Source organism: Niveibacterium microcysteis, assembly GCF_017161445.1.
GTDB lineage: Bacteria > Pseudomonadota > Gammaproteobacteria > Burkholderiales > Rhodocyclaceae > Niveibacterium > Niveibacterium microcysteis.
Genome location: NZ_CP071060.1, coordinates 3964097 through 3981349, shown reverse-complemented (window position 1 = coordinate 3981349; position 17253 = coordinate 3964097). Strand labels below are relative to the sequence as shown.

Here is a 17253-nt window from a genome sequence, read left to right as displayed (position 1 = left end):
GTTAGATATCGAGCAGTTGGTCCAAGGCACGGCTCCACTCGTCGAAGAATCCTTCTGGCCAATCGCTGAAGCGGCCGTTGGCGTGCAAAATCGGAGACGTGATCGAAGACTCACCGCTTTCAATATCACGTGAAAAGAAATGTACGGCTACGTCGTCGCTAGAAATGTCTCCCTGCTTAGCCGCGATTCGAATCCCGTTTAAAATGTGGTCACTATGGGTCTCAACGATAATCTGCACTCCGTCGGCTGCACATTGAGCCAAAAGCTGACCTAACGCGGACTGGCCTCTCGGATGGAGATGAGCCTCCGGATTTTCGAGTAGCAACAAAGCTCCGTTTTCTGCTGCCAAACATGCCACGATAATCGGAAGACAATAGGTTAAACCGAAGCCGACGTTCGAAGGTCTATGCTCCCTGCTTGAGGAGTCTACGGTCGTGCCTGTATATGAGAACCTCAGCGACGTTGCTTCCGCTAATTCGACGCCAGCAGCTCGCGGCCGAACGCCAGGACTTAAATGTTGGAGCCAACCGGAAGTCTGGTCCAGCAAGCTCTCGGTTGGTGCCACTTGATTCAACAACTCCGCTGAAAGTGATGAATGCTCGCGAGGAAATAACCGCCCAACCGGGATTCTCTTTGATTGATTCTGCGACAAAAAGTCGACCGTATATTCTCCCCTGCAACCCAACCAACCTGTCGCGCGCTGTGAAGTGCTTGCCTCTTCGTAGTGGCCCACAGGCGTAATTCGGTCGGCTTGAATCAGTTGGAAACCGACTTCGAATTGGGTGACCAAATCATCGATATCCCCGTGATAACTCAGGGGCAATATGTCGCGATCAGGAATCGTTGGAGATGAAAGTCTGATGTCTCCGTTCGGCGTGCGAACAACAAAACTGATCTCATCGCTTTCTGCGTTTTCAAATCTCACATCTTCGCTACGCCCCAGCCGCACCAAGGGTCCGCGCAGCAAAAGCTCCTGATTAAGAACACCAACGCGGAGGCTTTGCTTCAACAAAGCAATTGCCTGCAGCACTGTACTTTTTCCTGAGCCGTTCAGGCCCGTAAGCACCGTTAGGGGAGCAAGTCTAACCTTTAGGTCGCGCGCCGATTTGAAGTTCCTGAGCTCAAAACTATCAAGCATTAATAGCCTCCGCAACGATCCGATTCAGAACCGCTATACGTGCATTGGATGACTCTGGAGAGCCGGTGCCGTAAAGCAACGATTGCGTAAAGTCTTTGTTTTCTGCAAGGGCGCTCAGGAAAAGCTTCCCAAGGTACTTTTTGGATTTTTCTGCCTGAGAAAGCGCCTTTGCGTTTAGCGAGCCATACACAATCATTTCCGCTTCGAATAATCCACGATTGATCGGCTTTCTTTGCTGCGTGTTCGCACTTTTGCGGAATGCATGTTTCCCACGAACACGACCTGCAGCATCAATCGCATGGTAAAAAGCGTCACTGGCCTCTTCCCATTTTCGGGAATCCCATTTGCATAAAACATTTTCTACGGTAGTGTTTAGAAACTCGTCTAGCGTCTGGTTGCTTGGCCGAAAGTAGGGCGCGCCGATTTGCCAGATTGCAACAAAACGCAATACCAGCTCCATGTCTTGTTGGCGGCTCGTCCGAACCTTACCATCGGTTGCATCGACGAACTCTTTGCTCTCTGCTAGCTTCCGCAATTCATTGCGCCACTCGCCGGGAAAAATCGCATTCCTAATTTCTTGCGCGTTCAACGGCATACCGCCTTGGTTCAAACGTGCAAAAACATTGAACTTAACTGCAGACGGCGTGTTGGCGCGTATGATATTGGCAGTGATCTCCAGTTCAGAAATTCTTCGCTGGAATTTGCGATCCAAATCGGCGAAAGTACTGCCTTCCAGCTCCTTTAGGTACTGCAAGCCTTTTAGCTTTAGCTGCCCCAAGTTTGCGCCGGTAGTTGAATTTAGAAGCGTCGGGTTCTTAAAGTGGAAAACTGCGCAGAGCCGTTGTAGACCGTCGACCACTGCGTAGCCACCATCCAAGTCCTCACTAAAATAGAAGGACGGGAGTGGAATCCTAAGCAGAATAGATTCAATGAGCCTAGCTTTACGCTTAACGTCCCATACATTTGCTTGACGCTGAAAATCCGGCGTCAAATCCAATTCGTTGTTGTCTAAACGATCCTCTAGGGAGCTAATAGTCATTGGCTTAGCAATGATGTCGATCTTTGACGGATCGAACGGCACCTCGATTTCTGAGTCGCGGTCATCATCAGGCTCTAGGCCGTCGTCATCTATTTCGCGAGAGCTCTTGGCCGAGTTAGTTAATAACGCGGCATCGTCTTCCTCCTCGAGTTCATGTGATGGCAATGACGGGGAAAAGCCAGGCATAGTACGGTCTAAAAAAAACTCCATCAAATCCGGATAGACCGCCAATGTCTTGCTCTTCATGCCAGGCAGGATGCCATCTAAAGCGGCGAATAGGCTTCGGAGACTTTGGCCTGATTCAGAAGGGTCGATCCTCTGAACAACCTGACTGCTGTAGTTGTTAACGCCCAATACAGGCATGCCAGCAATGTCGGGATAACGACGGCTTTGCTTGGTTACAATATCCATTTTCGTTATGGATCGCGGGAGCACAACTCCCAAAGAAAGTCGCACAGTTTTGGCTGCGCTATATCCACCGACACCTGAGATTTTCTCTATGCGGCCAAGCGCGCGAACACCTTGGATCCAAGGAGTCTTTCCGCCCTTGTTGTTGTTGGTCCCAAGCCAAATGACGGCAACATCTCCTGGGGATACTCCCTTTGGCACCTGTTTGCAGCTAACCGCAATAGAGAACGGATCGGCAGAATAGGACTGAATCGAATCGATTTGCCGAATCTCTTTTTCGCTGTCCGCTCCCAAACGAATTAGGAAATATCCAATCATGATAATCGGCTCTCAGACAGCGGCGCGCTCTTTGCGCGGAGGGGACGTGACTTCGTTGTTGTTAGAGCCCTGTACGGGCGCAACAATAGTTCTTAACACGGCATCAAGCGGCGGAAACAATTTCCGCCCCTGCTTATCAACGCGCCGCAATATCCCTTGTATCGCATTGGGGCTGAGGAAATACCGTTGATGTACCTGCCTCTTCTCGATGACGTCCATTAGACGAGAAGCAATCGGCACGAGAGGGCTGGAGGAGACCGCCTCAGTCGCGTACCAGCCTTCGTAAGCTATTCCCCCCGATTGCCATTTCATTTCGGCGGAATCTACCGGCCATTTGCAGGCGTCGGCGCTCGGAGACAGAAAGCTCTTTGCGAGATGTTGCATCTGTCCGCTTACGGACGCTTTTCTTGTAGCCGTCTTCTTGTCCATGGTGTCCAAGATGGTTGAAATTCTGCCCGCGACCCACTGTACTACTGGAACGCAAACAGCATTGCCAATGGCATGATATCGATTTGTTTCTATGCCACGAATCGGAACTACGTAGTCTTTGTCGGGCTGGGTCCAGTTGTCGGGTAAGCCTTGCAGCCGTTCACATTCCAAAGGGGTGAGTCGACGAACTGCATTCGGATATGTCACATATGACCTAGCCCAGTCTAAACCGGTATGGCGCCCCGATGTAGCAGAAATGCAAAATGAAACTTGAGGAACAGATATTCCCGACTCAACGCATTTCGATTCCATCATGAAGCCGTGGCGCTCATTTTTTGGCTTTGCGGATATTTCATCTTCAAATAACACCTTAGCCGCATTTGCAGGAGAGGCGTACCACGCGCATATGAAAACTCTGGGACGCGACTGCGGAGCGCCAAAGTACCGAGCGTTGAGTACTCGCCAAGCGACTGCGTAGCCCAAGCCCGTAAGCGATCCAACCAAAGCATTGAAGTCAGCTCCACCATGCGAGTTCAACAAACCAGAGACGTTCTCCAGCAGTACGACTTTGGGCTTATGCGCCGAGAGGAGCTCAAGGAAAGTAAAGAAGAGGCCGGATTGACTTCCTTTCAGGCCACTACGTTTGCCGTGGGGAGTACGTGCCAAGGAAAGGTCTTGGCACGGGAAGCCGGCAGTCCATACATCGGCAGCTGGAATGATCGTGGCATCCAGCTCGCAAATATCGCTTGCATGCTCTGCGTCTGGCCAGTGCCGTTGCAGAACGCTCTTACAAAAATCATTTTTTTCGCAGTAAAACGCAGGCGTAAATCCTTGGTTTTGGAACGCAAGGTCAAAGCCTCCGATGCCCGCAAAAAAAGAATTAATACGCTTGGCTTTCCGGGCTTTTTTCTGCGGCGCGCTCGCTTTTGCCATTTTATTTCCCTAACCAACTCACAATTGCGACGAGGTGTCGTTCAACCCACTTACCAGCTCTAACTGTTCTTGCCTGTCACCGCCAAAGCGGCCCGGTCTTCCACTGCCACGTGGTTTTTTCCTGGCTGATCCAACTCTTTCGATCGCGACTTGAAAAGCCACCCCGCGCAAGTTCATCTCAGCAAGCAACGCAGCTATAACGGCGAGATGTCGTGGCACCTCGCCGTTACTTGCATAGTTCGATACTGAAGTAGGATTCATGCCGATTAATTTAGCAAAAGCTCGGACGCTTAAACCCGCCTTACCAAGCTCAGCCAGAAATTCGTCGTAGGTCATGCTTAGACTAGCCCTTACAAACTTCACAGGAGTTTATGATGAAAACACATAAAACTGTGTGTTTTTGTCGTTCGGGGCGCTTTCTGCGAAGTTTGGGACGCCCATCGGCTGGCGGAACGTAAGCGTCCGGCCAACCCATCTTGAGCCGTCATTCGATGGCGTGAAGGATGGTGTCCACTAACAAACCAGGTGGACACCATGCAAGAGAGTCAGAGTCGGTCCCGTCGTGTGCATAGCGCGGCGTTCAAGGCACAGGTCGTAGCCGAAAGTGAAGTGACGGGCGGTGGTGGCGTTACAGGCGGCGTCACCGGTGTGGTGTCACTCCCGCCTCCGCCCCCACAGGCGGAGAGCAGCATCAGCATGGACGCCGCAATCGGCGTCCGCAAGTAGAACCGTTTCATGGTGAAGCCTTTCGACAAAAAGAAAGGCGTCCGACTTGCCTGTCGACGCCAGAGAGTGGGAGGTTTGCGGTGCACAGCGAACGCATGAGGTACAGCGCCGGTGCTACTTCTTGAAGGTCACCGTCACCGTGCCGGCAAGCTTGTTCTTGCCGATTTCGTAGTCCGGATTGAGCGTGACCAGTTTGTGGGCCGCCATACCCAGGCCTGCCACCCAAGCCACCGGTGCAGTGGGCGAGAAGAACGCACCCGCCAGCGTCGCGGCGCGGTATTCGGTGAACACACGGCAACGCAGCCCGGCTTTTTCGATGCGACCTTCGATCTTGGAGGCGACCGCCGAGAGGTTGTTAACCGCCACGACCAAATAGGAGGTACGTGAACCAATCAGAAGGTCGATCTGCTCGATGGTGAGTTCGTCAGCGGTGAAGCGCGGAAGGTCAACAGACATGAAGGTCTCCCCTCAAACCTGCACCGATTGATCGGGGACACGACCCTGCGCCTTCATCCAGCGGCCGTAAGCCGCGACGCACACCGTCGCGAGTGCGCCAGCCACGAAAGTGATGGCGTACGCCGCCAAGGTTTCCAGGGGAGATGGTTGATTCATGAGCTTTGCTCCTAAGGTGGGAAAGTCGGTACAGCGCGGGCGTGCGCCCGCCCGATGACTAGTTCAAGGTTGTTGCCGCCTATTCTGTAGTTGTCCTAGATCCGGAAGTGCTCTCCCACACTCGCGGCATGGGACAAACAGCCGAGAAGAGCGCCTTCGCGGAACGACTGCGATTGGCTTTGGGGAGAAGCGCCAAGCGGATCAGCACGCCGGCCGAACTGGTGAGACAGTTCAACCTGCGTTACACCGGCAAGCCTGTCAGTCCGCAGGCGGTGCAGAAGTGGTTGGCGGGCGAGAACCGCCCGACGCAGGACAAGATCGAACTTCTGGCGAAGATGCTGGGGGTCTCTTCGATCTGGCTGCAGTTCGGCATCGAGCAAGGCCCCAACGGCACGCCGCAGCGAATCAAGGACATCGCGGTGAAGGACGCCACCGAGGAAGAACTTCGCCTGATCGGTCGTTACCGTCGGCTGTCGGCCTACCAGCAGGAGTTGGTGAGCGGACTGATCGAACAACTGGCACTGAGCGCCAACACCTCAAGCGAGGCCTGAACCCTCATTGCTGTCTGAGCCTGCCGCCGGCGGCAGCTTACTGGCGAGCTTCTCTGACAGACTGGGCTTGCTGGCACTCGCTGCACTCGTCCCTGTCGGTTGCCCTCCTCCCCCGTCTTCTCCCGGTGGGTAGAACTCTTCGATCACGTCGTTGCGCTCCTCCTCCGTATCCTCGAACGCACCGTTGGCAAAACCCACGCGAGCCGCCTGATCCAGCGCGGCTTGATCGAAGCCTGCAGCCTGACGCTCCCGTTCAACCCGCGTGGCGTCAGTCAGTGCTTCCTCGACCGAGAGTCCTGCCCGTACGGTGATGTCGACGTAGAAGATCGGCGTGCCCATGCTCTGGCGTGTCGATTTGCCACGCAGGCGCAGTTCCAGTGGCAGGCAGGAGAGCCGGTTGCTTGAGATCGCCTGGAAGTACTGCAGCCGTGCCATCAAGGTGCGGATCGAGTTGAAACCCGTGGTGCGGAACACGAAGCTGCCGAAAGGATCTTCGTCGCCGATCACGACGTTGAGCCGTCCATAGGGCTTACAGGCACCCTCGCCTAGCGGACACACATCTGGTGAGGGACAAGGCAGGACCGAGATGCCGTCGGGTGTGCGGCGCCGGCACTGCTCGCCATTGCCTACGCACAGTTGCCGTCCGGTCTTGCGATCGAAGAGCGTGTAGTCGGCACGAAAGTTCAGGTCCGGATCGTTGAACAGCAGCCGGATCGGGATGTTGCGGATCTTGCCGCCTTGGGCTTTGCGTAGCCCCTCGTCGAAGGGATGCGGGAGCCAGCCGTCTCGGCCCTGGATCTGGCTGGTGATGGTGAATTGGTCGTCCTTCTCGGGCAGACGTTTGCCCTGTTTCTCGATGACCTTGCCGATCGAGATGCGTCCCACGATCGGCGGGGTGATGCTCAAGCCTTTCAACATAAGAGACCTCGTTGCGGTAGAAAATGGAAAACGCCACGTGCCTTGAGGGGCGACGTGGCGTCATGGGGTGGGTTTCGGTGCCTGCTGCGGTGTTGCGAGGCGCGGGACTGAGTTGTTGCTGGGTGGCGTTCAGGCCACCAGAAAACGCCGACTGCCCGCCTTGGTGCTCGCGTAGGTTTGGGCGTATTCGGGGTGATCTGCGAGCAGGCGCGTCAGGTCAAAACTCGCGCTGTCCTTGGATCGCTTCCAGGTCACGCGTCCGGTCTCAAACAAGGCTGTACTCGCCTCTCCCATCGCTTGCTGGATGCGTTGCTTCAACTGCGATTCGAGCTTCTCGTGCTGCGCCACGGTTTCTCGGACTTGCTGCAGATCGGAGAAGACCGATGACAGGGTGCGGTCGTCCCGAAAATCCAGCACGGCACCGAAGTCCTGCGGGAAGAGACGACGCAAAGCCGTCTCAGCGGATTCGGAGCCGTCAGCCGGTGGTGGCGTGTCGGTCACAACGTACTGCCAGAACTGCGCTTCCAGTTTGATCAGCCGCTCGATGAGAGTGTCGTCACGTTGAATGCGGTGAATTTCCAGCGTCTGACCACCGATGAGGACGGCCACATCCGCCGCGTGTTTGCCGGTGACGGCGAGTTGGTGTTGCACCTGGAGCTGCACATATTCCGGCACGCCATCCCGCCAGAGCTTCGCGCCATTGATCCCTGCGGTTTTGCATTCGAGGATCTGAACCTCTGCACTGCCGGTGACTTCACGATCGATGTTGGCGAGCATCCAGGGTAAGGCGGGATCGGGATGCTGCAAGACGGCGTTGAGTTTGCGAACGCGCCGGCCGGTGCGCTTGGTGTAGTGCGCCGCCACGATGGGTTCGAGGATGTTGCCCCAGTAGGTGGGCGACTCCTCGTCGTGGGGATCGATCTTCGGCAACTGTTCATCACGGCCGGTTTTCTCCAGCCACAGTTCCAGTGCGCTCTTGTAGGGGTTGAGTCCGACCGCTGCTGCAGCATCAGACCCGCCGATACCGCGCTTGCGCACTTCAAGCCAGTCTTCGCGCGGCAGATCGACGGTGGGAACCAGACGCAGCGCAGGACGCTTGCGGGCGTGACTGAGTGAAGCATCTACATTGATGGGTTGAGCCATAGCGGCCTCCAAAGTAAAAGGCCCCCGGATGGCATCAGCCGATCACGGGGGCTTGGGATGGTGGAAAGAATGGGGCCAGCTCGGTGGCACGAACGACACCGGAACTACGCTGCCAGTTGCAGTGCGGTTTCCAGTGCCCGTTGCTTCACGGCTGCCCCTTGACCGAACCAGGCGGAATCGAGCCGATATTCGGTGCTGCGGGCACGGCGTTCGTGGTCGACGTACTCGGTGACCGCGTTAAGCAGACCCCAAGCCGTGCCTTTGGCGGCATCAAGCTCCGCGCCACGTCCAGCGCCGTCGTAGAGGGCCTGGACACGCTTTAACGCACGTTCGTTCGCCAAGCCTTGCGGCTCAGCGTTGCCCGGCTGGGTTTCGCAGAGCACGCGCAGGAAGTAAGCCATCGCTTCATGGGACTTGACCTTGCGCTCGGCGAGGATGCGCATGCGGTACATGAAGCTGTCCCAGTGACCCACGGCGATCCCGAGCTGCTGCTTGACCGATTGGGCGTCGAATCGGGTGCTGTGCGGAACCTTGATCGCTTGGGTCGCGCCATTGACGGCGATCGTGAGGGTGTTGTTGCAGACCACGCGGATGGTGGTCGGCGTGGCGGTCGTGGCGAGCGTGCCGTCGCAACTTGTGGCGAGCAGCAGATACCCATTCACCTGATCCTTGCCCTTCAACGCAACGGATTGTCCTGTGCGGGCCAACGCCCAGAACTTGCGACCGCCCTTCAAGACGCCGGCAGTTTCGAGTTCATAGCCCGAGACTTCGGTGAGATCACGGTAGAACTCCAGCACTTCCCGCGGTTGAACGACTTGGTAGCGCTGCGAGACCACCGACAGGGCTTCCTTCGTGTCCGAGCGGTACAGGACTTTCTGCTCTGGGAAGGAATGAATGGTGCCAAGACTGCCGATGCTGTCGGCCATGTAACGGACGGGGGATTCTTCAATCGTCCAGGCCATGCCGGCTTCGCGTTGCCAAATGTCGATGGGTTGCTGGGCGGGTAGCGCATTGCCGAGGCCATGCCAGGGAACGTCGCCGACGTAAGCCATTTGTTGTACGAGATGGGCCATGGTGGGCATCCTTTCAAAGTAATGGATCGAACAAACGAGCGCAGCCCTTCCGCCGTCGTTGGACGGCAGAACGGGAGCGGTTGAATGGAACTGGGATGAGGTAAGGCTTAAGTCGCTAGGACTGCGGCTGGATGCCGTCAATCAACAACGAACGCACAGATACACCTCTGCGCGGTCTGCGCGGAGGGAACTAGCAATGAATGGCCTCGCGTCCGATTAAGACAAGCATCGAACACTGAAGGCATGGCCGCACGCAACGCAGCGGTAGTTGTCGAGGATGCGCTCGTCGACGACTTCGCCGAGTTGGGCACCGGCAACACCACCGGTTGCACCCCCAACGCAGGCTGCAACCAACGCACCAACGAGACCGCCTGCCCACATGCCAGGTGGGCCAACGATGGCGCCGATCGCCATGCCTGTGCGAGCACCAGACAGCACGCTAGCGGCGCCGCCTATGGTGCCACCGGCAAGACCGACAGCACCGCCAACACGGCGTGCGCGATTGAGCGTGATGACTCGCTCCGAGAAACAGATTGGACACACTGTATGCATATTAACTCCCCTGAAGATGGGTTGATCAGCGAGGGGGAAATCGCCTTGAGGGCGACGCCTCCTTCCGCTTCAGCAGAGTTATATGTGGCCGAAAATATCTGGAATCACGATACACCGACGCACAGAGGGATTAGCTTCCGTCGTGCTCCAGAGCAAGATCGCCAGGAATCTTCAACCGTGTGACAAAGTCGAGCCGCTCATGCAGCACTCGAACTACTTGCACCCGCGATAGACCGAAGTACTTACACACCTCGCTTACAGTCGCACCCTTCTTCTTTTGCCACGCGACGACCTCCGCTGGATCTGGCCCTCCATTGAAATCCGGGAAAGGTCCATCTCCATACCCTTTGAATGACTCCGGCCAGTCCGGATATTCGGTCTGGTCACCAAATTTCACGCTCATGCCTCACCGCCTTCACCGATGCGTGCCAAGTAGGACTCGATGCGGTAGGTCCGCGGCACATACATCCGCACTTGCCCAGAAGACGGAAGTTCCGGAGACTTCCAGGTTTTGAGCGCGTAGTGAAACGGGATTCGAAGGGACTTGCACGCCTTGTCCACGGTGACCACCTGGACCGCCTTTATCAAGTGTGGATAGCCGGCAATCTGATCCTCTGTGCTGGCGCTGAACGAAACGGTATGCGTTGCCACGTACATGACGAAGCCCATGACGTCCAGCGCATGTATGGCCAACCGTAACTGCTCCCGATAGTGGTCGGCCATATCGAGACGACCGTCAAAGGCGCGGTACTCACGCAAATCCGCTGCAAGATCCTCCAGCAGTGCTGCGACGGCCGGTGAGCCGGTACGATTCACAAACGCGTCGAGCTGCGTTCTGAGGAAATGCTCTTCAAGGTCAATCGCGGCGTTAACGCGATGCGCTTCAAGCAAGACCATGTCGGTCTCACGAATATGTTGCTTGTCCAACCTGACACTCCTTTGCTGTGGTTGCGAGCCAATGGGTCGCGACACCGGAATGCTGGCGGGACCACGCACGCTACAGGTTCCGTGAAATGGAAAACTTGACCACCACAGATCCGATCGCTGCACTCCCCTCTTGGGGCGTTGAGTTGTTCGTTGAACAAGAACCTTTTTGGCCGCTGGAGATCGTCAGGCCGATGAGGTTGTTCAAGCCGTACCTCGGGCTAGAGCCAGGACAGCGCGGCATGCCGCGAGACGACTTCCTCTTTCGCCTCATCACTTCTTCCCGCAGTTTCAACGCCTACATCCGTGACGAGCTTCGCCAGCGTTCGCTCTACGGAGAATCGCTCTATCGCGACCTTGAAAACCACAAACGCGGCTTGCATGCCATGTCACGGCGCGTGAAACGTGCGATCGCCGATCTGCTCGACATCGAGCTATCTGCGCTCGACGAGCCGATCGTCGGCCGAGACGGTACCCCGCTACTTCCTTCGCGCTTATCCACCTTCAATGCATTCCCCGAATCGCTGTTCTTTCGCATGTTCCGTGGTCTGACGCGCAGAGGAATGCTGTTCCTTCCCAACGACTACGTTTGGGATTCCGGCTGCGACGTCTGGTGGACCCTGGCTGGCATTCCTCTGCCGCCAGCCGAATCTCGTTTCGTTGACCGGCTCTTGAGCGCAGCAGTCTTTGGATGTCTGGTCATCAACACGAGGCATCGATCGGACTGGTCGTACCGCCTTCGTCGGCTGTTCCACCCCAAGAAACACCCGTTCGGCAACTGGCTCGATTTCATAAAGGAACATCCAAAAGTTCGGGCCCAGACCTACGACGAAATGCTTGGAAAGCTGAGCAGCAAGCGGCTCAAGGCAAACAAACCGCTGCCTGACGAAGCGAGGATCAAAAAGTGGTCGTCGGGCAGCGACATATTGGACATCAACGCTGGCGCCAATCTCATTGGAGGCCTTTCCGGCGCCAAGGCGCTGCAACGTAGTCTCATCCTTGCGAGGTGCATGGCGCTGGTCATCGATTTCGTCTCCGCAGCTGCACTTACACCAGATCGACCAAAGCGGCCTGACCTTCAGCGCGTGCTGCTGGAGCGCGTCGAATACTTGAGCAACGTTTGTGATCGAGCTCGGCTGGCCTTTCGAGATTGCCCTGGCGCCTACCGCGATACCCTGCTTGAGCTCGCATTCATTGGACGAACGTCCCGACACGACTGAATGCGGTTCACTACTGGGCGCCTATGCCCGAGGCGAGCCATTGGTTGCCAGTGGTACGGCAAAGAAATAACAACTAGTAGGACAGCCCTGCGTAAGCATCTAGGGATGTAAGTACGGCGTTGGAAAGTCGATGCCTCTCGCGACGGAGCAGGAGGTTCTTGCTCGCGACTCTTTCAAGGCCGCGATATTGAGTCGCTATGCGACGTGGCGCATCGAGCTGAAGTATGTGTCCTTCATAATGACTTGTGCATACTTCTTTGTTGTCCGGAGCTTGTCGGTATCAGAAACGGATTCGAGCCTGTTGTGAAAGAGAAGCTCAGCCATCTTCTCATTAGTAATCCTGAGGCATGAGGCCTTGGCATATAGAGAGAGGTCGATATAGGCAAGAACCGAGTTGTCGTGCCATTTTTCCAACAAGTTGGCCGAGATCGGAGCGTTTGCGGCCAAGAACCCTGATTCCCGCCTTGTATGTTTCAGCCAAGCTTTGAAGTCACGCACCAGTTCTGTGTCTGGTTTGCCCAAAGAGACTGAGACAAAGAAATCTGGCGTGCCATTCAAAGGCTCGGTTTGCCATAGGGGGCGATTATCAAGATCGTAAAGGCCGCGATCTAGATCGATTCCGGTGTCAGCCGCTGCTGCCCTGATTGCCGCAGATGGGTTGTCCAGGTCTTCGTTTTGCCATACAACGCGTAACTCTTCCCAAGAAGAGAACGCATCGCTTGAGACTCTGTCGGAGCTGATCAACTCGTCGAGCACAGTGCGGTCGCGTACGCCTTGCCTCTCTCTCGAATCGGACGGCTCCATACGCTTTGCCTCGCTGTTCTGTGCGGCGGGGTCTATGAAGAACGACTCCACCTCTTTGATCACGTTGGCTATTGCTACCTTTGACCATTCCGTGTTTTTGTCGTCGTCTTTGTGTTTCTCTTCGTTCTCCATGGCGCGGTGCAGTCTGGCACTAGCAAGTCGCCTGCGATGAAGTGCGTGCCGCCATGCATCAAGGTCCCAAGTGGCGCAGTTATCGTAACGACAAGGCTCGAAGCCTCTGCGGCGACAGTATTCGATGGGGTCGATCTCATCGTCCCCCTTGAATGGCGGCATATTAGCTCTGAAATTTCGTGAGTTTTTCGGTCCACGTTGTCAGTGCTGCGAGGCGTTCTTGAAAGTAGGTGTGCTTGTCATAGATACCTTCTACGCCTGGCTGCTTGTGGTTCAGACACATCTCAGAGATGTCCCTTGGTACTCCAAGTTGTCGCAGGTGGCTCTTCATAGTGCTTCTCAGATCGTGAGGTGTGAAGCGCCTGATGGCCGGCGAATGTCGCTCAATCCAGTAGTCGATGGCCTCTCGGATTGAGTCCTTTGCGCGGTGCGTGTCGCCTCCGAACTGCGCACGCCTCGCGTTTGAGTGCGCCGGCAGAACGTATGCCGAATTCCCGGCAATGTCGATCAAGGTTTTGAACCACGCGATTACTGGTGGCGGTAAAGGAATGTCGATGGCAGCACCTGTTTTGCTGCTAGGGATATGCCAGCGGCCTTCATCAAGGAAGACGTTTTCGCTGAGCGCAGAGTTAAGTTCTGAGATCCGAACGCCGGTTGCGAGCAGAATGCGAATCGCCAGAAGGTTCTCTTCCTTCATCTGTGCGTTCATCAGAACGCGCAGTTCGTCGTCGGAGAGCATCAAGCGCACACGCTTCTCGGGGCGCTTGCCGATAATGGCGTCGAGTTGAATGCCCGCACACGGATTTGTCACGATCAGTCGCTTCCCTGCGGCATGTTTAAAGATACCGCGAAGCGCGCACCAAAGGGTGAAGAGTTCGACCCACCCAGCCTTGACTCGCTCGATCTGGGCGACGACATCCAGCGGTGTGACGGACTGGACTGACATGGCGCCCATGCCGTTCTCTATGCGTTTCAGGTTCCTGCCGTAGCTGGCCTGGGTGCTCTCTGCGAGATGTGTGAGGACCAGTTCGCGATAGTCGTGGATGAGTTCGCGAACTGTCCAGTCTCGGTGTGCTTTGGCGCGTCGAATCTCATCTGCGGGGTTGATGCCTTCGGCAAGAGCGAGGCGCCTCTTGGTAGCCATTAAGCGGGCCGCAGCAAGTGTGAGGTCCGGGTACCGACCCAAGGTGACCTCTTGTCTGCGTCCGCTGTGCCTGAATCTGAGAATCCAGGTTGCCGCCCCGCTGGCGGACAGCGTGAAAGTCAGTCCGCCGCCATCAGATTTCGCGACAGGTGCTCCAGCGCGCACCCACTGCCGCAGCTGTACGTCGGTTAGTTGGTTCGATTGGACCTTCGCCATGCATTCCTCGCCACCGTTCGGGCGCCCTCTGTTGGCTACCCATTTGGCTACCCGATATTAGGTGGTTGGCATTGTACGGGGATGCATGGGTATCAACATCGGAATCGGCAAGATATTGATAGCGCTACGATTTATCCAGTTCTTGTGGCTGGGGTTAACCACGAATTAATCTACAGCAGAACAATGTCGAACTGCTCGGGGTTGTAGCTGGTTTCCGCTTGCAGCGAGATCGGCTTGCCGATGAAGTCCGACAGCATCGCGAGTGCCTGCGACTCTTCGTCGAGGAACAGGTCGATCACCGAAGGGGCGGCCAGCACGCGGTATTCCTTGGCGTTGAACTGGCGTGCCTCGCGCACCAGTTCGCGCAGGATTTCGTAAGCCACGGTGCGCGACGTCTTGATCTCGCCGCGGCCGCTGCAGGTGGGGCAGGGCTCGCACAGGATGTGCGCGAGCGATTCGCGGGTGCGCTTGCGCGTCATCTCGACGAGGCCCAGCGAGGTGAAGCCACCGACCGACACCTTGGTGTGGTCGCGCGACAGCGCCTTGTTGAGCTCGGCCAGCACCGCCGCGCGATGCTCGTCGCTTTCCATGTCGATGAAATCGATCAGGATGATGCCGCCGAGGTTGCGCAGCCGCAGTTGGCGAGCGATCGCGAGCGTCGCCTCGAGGTTGGTCTTGAACACCGTGTCGTCGAAGGTGCGTGCGCCGACAAAACCGCCGGTGTTGACGTCAATCGTTGTGAGCGCCTCGGTCTGGTCGATGATCAGGTAGCCGCCGCTCTTCAGATCCACGCGGCGCGACAGCGCCTTCTGGATCTCGTCTTCGACGCCGTGCAGGTCGAACAGCGTGCGTTCGCCGGTGTAGTGGTCGAGCAACGACACCACTTGCGGCATGTACTCGCTGGCGAAGGCGTTGAGCTTCTGGAAGTTCTCGCGCGAGTCGATGACGATCTTCTCGGTCTCGGGCGTCACCAGGTCGCGCAGCACGCGCTGGGCGAGGTTGAGATCGTGGTACAGCGCCAGCGGCGGATGTGCGCCGACCGAGCGACTCTTGATCTCGCTCCAGATCTTGCGCAGGTACGCGATGTCGGCACCAAGCTCTTCGTTGCTCGCACGTTCGGCCATCGTGCGTACGATGAAGCCACCGGTCTCGTCGGCCGGTACCAGCTGGTGCAGGCGTTCGCGCAGCGCGAGGCGGCCTTCTTCGCTCTCGATCCGCTGCGAGATGCCGATGTGCTTTTCCTGCGGCAGATAGACGAGCAGACGCCCGGCGATGCTGATCTGCGTCGATAGCCGTGCGCCCTTGGTGCCGATCGGATCTTTCAGTACCTGGACGACGAGGTTCTGCCCTTCGTGCAGGATCTTTTCGATCGGCCGCTGCACTTCACCGGCGTGGCGATCGAACCAGATGTCCGCCACATGCAGGAAGGCGGTGCGTTCGAGGCCGATGTCGATGAAGGCCGATTGCATGCCGGGCAGCACCCGGACCACGCGACCCAGATAGACGTTGCCAACAAAGCCGCGCGAGTGTTCGCGCTCGATATGCAGTTCCTGCACGACGCCGTTCAGCAGCATCGCGACCCGGGTTTCCTGCGGCGTGAAATTGATCAGGAATGATTCGCTCATGGTGACGCTTCGAAGTGTGATGCGGGAGCATCCCCTTGCGGAGGTGCTCCCGCATCGCACACCGGCGGCGCCGCGGACCCGGGTTGCGCTTTCATTCTAACCGCCCGGCCTGCTGCCAGCCCGGTAAGATCTCGCGCTCTCGTTGGAGTGCGGCATGGCAGAACAGTTCGATGTGGCGGTAATTGGCGCCGGCGCGGCCGGCATGATGGCCGCGGCGGTTGCAGGGCAACGCGGCCGGAGGGTCGTGCTGATCGACCACGCCGAGCACCTGGCCGAAAAGATCCGCATCTCCGGCGGCGGGCGCTGCAATTTCACCAACCTGCAGGCCGGGCCTGCCAACTACCTGTCGGACAACCCGCATTTCTGCCGCTCGGCGCTGTCACGCTATACGCCGCGCGACTTCCTCGACCTCATCGAACGCCATGGCGTGCGCTGGCACGAGAAGCACAAGGGCCAGCTGTTCTGTGACGACAGCGCACAGCAAATCATCGACCTGCTGGTGGCGGAATGCGCCGCCGGTGGCGTGGCCTGGCGTCGGCCTTGCCGCGTCGGCGAGGTGGCGCGGGACGAGGCTGGCTTCAGTCTGGAGACCAGCCTGGGCCGCATCGAGGTGGCATCGCTGGTGGTGGCGACTGGCGGACTTTCGATACCGAAGATCGGGGCCACCGATTTCGGCTTCCGGCTGGCGAAGCAGTTCGATCTGCCCCTTGTGCCGCTGCGCGCCGCTCTGGTGCCGCTGACCTTCGCCGCAGCTGACTGGGCGCCTTTTGCCGAGCTCTCCGGGGTGTCGCTTGAGGTGGAGGTCTCCGGCGGCAGCGGCAAGCGGCGTGGGCATTTTCGCGAGGATCTGCTGTTCACCCATCGCGGTCTGTCTGGCCCCGCGATCCTGCAGATTTCGTCGTTCTGGAGCCCGGGTGAGGCGATCACGCTGAATCTCGCGCCCGACACCGATCTTGCCGAAGCGCTGCTGGCCGCCAAGCCAGGGAACAAGCAGCAGCTGCAGAACGCCCTGGCGCAGTGGCTGCCGCGCCGCCTTGCGGAACACTGGGCCGCCGCCAGTGGCTACGCCGGCCGGCCGCTGGCCGATATGCCGGATCGCACACTGCGCGAGCTGGCGCAGCGCCTGAACGCGTGGCAGCTGGTGCCGGCAGGCTCGGAGGGCTACCGCAAGGCGGAGGTGACGGCGGGCGGCGTCGACACCCGCGCGCTGGACCAGAAGACGATGATGGCCAAGGCGGTGCCCGGGCTTTTCTTCGTTGGCGAGGTGATGGACGTCACCGGCTGGCTCGGCGGCTACAACTTCCAGTGGGCCTGGGCGAGCGGCTACAGCGCCGGCATGGCGGCCTGA

Annotated in this window: 17 protein-coding genes; 4 read left to right on the top strand and 13 right to left on the bottom strand. The window is 57.6% G+C overall.

What is annotated here, in order from left to right:
• Position 1 precedes the first annotated feature (1 nt).
• The 6 genes from JY500_RS18080 to JY500_RS18055 form a co-directional block, all read right to left on the bottom strand.
• Positions 2 to 1138 carry a DUF3696 domain-containing protein gene (locus tag JY500_RS18080; RefSeq protein ID WP_206254060.1) on the bottom strand — a complete coding sequence of 379 codons (1137 nt, stop codon included), beginning with the start codon at positions 1136 to 1138 and terminating at the stop codon, positions 2 to 4.
• Complete coding sequence (locus JY500_RS18075) at positions 1131 to 2903, bottom strand: DUF262 domain-containing protein (RefSeq protein ID WP_206254059.1); 1773 nt, start codon at positions 2901 to 2903, stop codon at positions 1131 to 1133. The genes JY500_RS18080 and JY500_RS18075 overlap by 8 nt, the downstream gene beginning before the upstream one ends.
• A 12-nt stretch (positions 2904 to 2915) precedes the next feature.
• The gene (locus JY500_RS18070; protein ID WP_206254058.1) at positions 2916 to 4265 is read right to left on the bottom strand and encodes a DNA cytosine methyltransferase; all 1350 of its coding nucleotides are present in this window, start codon (positions 4263 to 4265) and stop codon (positions 2916 to 2918) included.
• An 18-nt stretch (positions 4266 to 4283) separates the two neighbouring features.
• Positions 4284 to 4601, bottom strand: a complete 318-nt coding sequence (locus tag JY500_RS18065) for an XRE family transcriptional regulator (protein ID WP_206254057.1) — start codon at positions 4599 to 4601, stop codon at positions 4284 to 4286.
• A 504-nt stretch (positions 4602 to 5105) separates the two neighbouring features.
• Positions 5106 to 5447 carry a hypothetical protein gene (locus tag JY500_RS18060; protein ID WP_206254056.1) on the bottom strand — a complete coding sequence of 114 codons (342 nt, stop codon included), beginning with the start codon at positions 5445 to 5447 and terminating at the stop codon, positions 5106 to 5108.
• A 12-nt stretch (positions 5448 to 5459) separates the two neighbouring features.
• A complete protein-coding gene (locus JY500_RS18055; protein ID WP_206254055.1) occupies positions 5460 to 5603 on the bottom strand; it encodes a hypothetical protein in 144 nt (47 codons plus the stop codon).
• 128 nt (positions 5604 to 5731) lie between these two features.
• On the opposite strand from JY500_RS18055, the gene JY500_RS18050 reads away from it, so the two are divergent.
• Positions 5732 to 6154 (top strand): helix-turn-helix domain-containing protein, encoded by a 423-nt coding sequence (locus tag JY500_RS18050; RefSeq protein ID WP_206254054.1) that lies wholly within the window; start codon positions 5732 to 5734, stop codon positions 6152 to 6154.
• On the opposite strand, the gene JY500_RS18045 is transcribed toward JY500_RS18050, so the two are convergent.
• The 3 genes from JY500_RS18045 to JY500_RS18035 form a co-directional block, all read right to left on the bottom strand.
• Positions 6140 to 7072, bottom strand: a complete 933-nt coding sequence (locus JY500_RS18045) for a recombination directionality factor (RefSeq protein ID WP_206254053.1) — start codon at positions 7070 to 7072, stop codon at positions 6140 to 6142. The genes JY500_RS18050 and JY500_RS18045 overlap by 15 nt on opposite strands.
• Positions 7073 to 7201: 129 nt before the next feature.
• A complete protein-coding gene (locus JY500_RS18040) occupies positions 7202 to 8227 on the bottom strand; it encodes a YqaJ viral recombinase family nuclease (protein ID WP_246479680.1) in 1026 nt (341 codons plus the stop codon).
• Positions 8228 to 8319: 92 nt separating this feature from the next.
• Positions 8320 to 9288 carry a DUF932 domain-containing protein gene (locus JY500_RS18035; protein WP_206254052.1) on the bottom strand — a complete coding sequence of 323 codons (969 nt, stop codon included), beginning with the start codon at positions 9286 to 9288 and terminating at the stop codon, positions 8320 to 8322.
• A 243-nt stretch (positions 9289 to 9531) separates the two neighbouring features.
• On the opposite strand from JY500_RS18035, the gene JY500_RS18030 reads away from it, so the two are divergent.
• Positions 9532 to 10023, top strand: coding sequence for a hypothetical protein (locus JY500_RS18030; protein ID WP_206254051.1), 492 nt, complete (start codon positions 9532 to 9534; stop codon positions 10021 to 10023).
• Positions 10024 to 10239: 216 nt separating this feature from the next.
• Here JY500_RS18030 and JY500_RS18025 read toward each other — a convergent pair whose 3' ends face one another.
• Positions 10240 to 10767, bottom strand: a complete 528-nt coding sequence (locus JY500_RS18025; protein WP_206254050.1) for a hypothetical protein — start codon at positions 10765 to 10767, stop codon at positions 10240 to 10242.
• Between the two features lie 86 nt (positions 10768 to 10853).
• Between JY500_RS18025 and JY500_RS18020 the strand changes: the two genes are divergently transcribed.
• On the top strand, positions 10854 to 11984 hold the full coding sequence (locus JY500_RS18020; RefSeq protein ID WP_206254049.1) for a hypothetical protein: 1131 nt from the start codon (positions 10854 to 10856) through the stop codon (positions 11982 to 11984).
• Between the two features lie 195 nt (positions 11985 to 12179).
• On the opposite strand, the gene JY500_RS18015 is transcribed toward JY500_RS18020, so the two are convergent.
• From JY500_RS18015 to rng, 3 genes are all read right to left on the bottom strand, one after another.
• Positions 12180 to 13082, bottom strand: a complete 903-nt coding sequence (locus tag JY500_RS18015) for a DUF6387 family protein (RefSeq protein WP_246479678.1) — start codon at positions 13080 to 13082, stop codon at positions 12180 to 12182.
• 1 nt (position 13083) lies between these two features.
• Positions 13084 to 14280, bottom strand: a complete 1197-nt coding sequence (locus JY500_RS18010) for a tyrosine-type recombinase/integrase (protein WP_206254047.1) — start codon at positions 14278 to 14280, stop codon at positions 13084 to 13086.
• A 170-nt stretch (positions 14281 to 14450) separates the two neighbouring features.
• The gene (gene rng, locus JY500_RS18005; protein ID WP_172203244.1) at positions 14451 to 15905 is read right to left on the bottom strand and encodes a ribonuclease G; all 1455 of its coding nucleotides are present in this window, start codon (positions 15903 to 15905) and stop codon (positions 14451 to 14453) included.
• A 154-nt stretch (positions 15906 to 16059) separates the two neighbouring features.
• Here rng and JY500_RS18000 point away from each other — a divergent pair, with 154 nt between their 5' ends.
• The gene (locus JY500_RS18000) at positions 16060 to 17253 is read left to right on the top strand and encodes a BaiN/RdsA family NAD(P)/FAD-dependent oxidoreductase (protein ID WP_206254046.1); all 1194 of its coding nucleotides are present in this window, start codon (positions 16060 to 16062) and stop codon (positions 17251 to 17253) included.